The organism is Rhodovulum sp. 12E13, from assembly GCF_003340565.1.
GTDB lineage: Bacteria > Pseudomonadota > Alphaproteobacteria > Rhodobacterales > Rhodobacteraceae > HLUCCA09.
Map to the genome: position 1 here is coordinate 1 of NZ_QPLK01000095.1, position 1,919 is coordinate 1,919.

At 68.8% G+C, this 1,919-nt stretch carries 1 protein-coding gene; it reads left to right on the forward strand.

The features are described 5' to 3' along the window. Positions 1 to 1,917, forward strand: a 1,917-nt coding sequence (gene acs, locus DLJ49_RS21175; RefSeq protein WP_115395476.1) for an acetate--CoA ligase, incomplete at its 5' end; no start/stop codon positions are given. Positions 1,918 to 1,919: the final 2 nt, after the last annotated feature.

A 1,919-nucleotide genomic window follows, 5' to 3' on the forward strand; every position in this document is an offset into this window, starting at 1 on the left:
TTTGCCGCGTCATCGCATGTCGGTTCTGCTGCGTACGAGGAGCTGTACGCGGCGAGCGTTGCGGATCCGGAGGGGTTCTGGGCGGAGCAGGGCAAGCGGGTCGACTGGATCAAGCCGTTCACGCGGGTAAAGCGCACGTCGTTCGAGCCGGGCCAGGTCGATATCCGCTGGTTCGAGGACGGCACGCTGAACGTCTGCGCCAACTGCGTCGACCGGCACCTGGCCACCCGGGCCGAGCAGACCGCGATCATCTGGGAGCCGGACGACCCCGCCGAGGAGGCCCGCCACATCAGCTATGCCGAGCTGCACCGCGAAGTGTGCCGGATGGCGAACATCCTCGAGGACCTGGGCGTCGGCAAGGGCGACCGCGTCATCCTCTACCTGCCGATGATCCCCGAGGCGGCCTACGCCATGCTCGCCTGCGCGCGGATCGGGGCGATCCACTCGGTGGTCTTCGCGGGGTTTTCCTCCGACGCGCTGGCCGCGCGGATCAACGGCTGCGACGCCAAGCTGGTGATCACCGCCGACCACGCCCCCCGCGGCGGCCGCACCACGCCGCTGAAGTCGAACTGCGACGCCGCGCTCCTGCACGTGATCCACGACACCAGGCTGCTGGTGGTGCGCCGCACCGGCGGGCAGACCACCTGGGTCGAGGGGCGCGACTTCGACTACACCGAGATGCGGCTGGAGGCCGACGACCACCAGGCGCCCGTCGAGATGGGGGCGGAAGACCCCCTGTTCATCCTCTACACCTCCGGCTCCACCGGCCAGCCCAAGGGGGTGGTGCACACCTCGGGCGGCTATCTGGTCTATGCCGCTATCACCCATCAGTTGACGTTCGATTACCATGACGGCGACATCTTCTGGTGCACCGCCGATGTCGGCTGGGTGACCGGCCACAGCTACATCGTCTACGGGCCCTTGGCCAACGGCGCGACCACGGTGATGTTCGAGGGCGTGCCGACCTACCCCGACGCGGGGCGCTTCTGGGCGGTCTGCGAAAAGCACAGGGTCACCCAGTTCTACACCGCCCCCACCGCGATCCGCGCGCTGATGGGCCAGGGCGACGAGTGGGTCGAGAAGCACGACCTCTCCTCGCTCAAGCTGCTCGGCACGGTGGGCGAGCCGATCAACCCCGAGGCGTGGAACTGGTACAACGACAAGGTGGGCGGCGGCCGCTGCCCCATCGTCGACACCTTCTGGCAGACCGAGACGGGCGGCCACCTGATCACGCCCCTGCCCGGCGCCACGCCCACCAAGCCCGGCTCGGCGACGAAGCCCTTCTTCGGCGTGCAGCCGGTGGTGCTCGACCCGCATTCGGGCCGCGAGATCCACGAGACCGAGGCCGAAGGGGTGCTCGCGATCAAGGACAGCTGGCCGGGGCAGATGCGCACCGTCTGGGGCGATCACGCCCGCTTCGAGAAGACCTACTTCTCCGACTACGCCGGCTACTACTTCTCCGGCGACGGCTGCCGGCGCGACGCCGACGGCTATTACTGGATCACCGGCCGGGTCGACGACGTGATCAACGTCTCGGGCCACCGCATGGGCACCGCCGAGGTCGAGAGCGCGCTCGTCGCCCACCGCGACGTGGCCGAGGCCGCGGTCGTGGGCTACCCCCACCCCGTCAAGGGCCAGGGCATCTACTGCTACGTCACGCTGATGAACGGCGTCGCGCCCACCGAGGAGCTCAGGAAGGAGCTCCGCCAGTGGGTGCGCACCGAGATCGGCCCCATCGCCAGCCCCGACCTCATCCAGTGGGCGCCCGGCCTGCCGAAGACCCGCTCCGGCAAGATCATGCGCCGCATCCTGCGCAAGATCGCCGAGAACGACCACGCCTCCCTCGGCGACACCTCCACCCTCGCAGACCCCACCGTCGTCGACGACCTCGTCGAAAACAGACTGAACAGGGAGTGAGG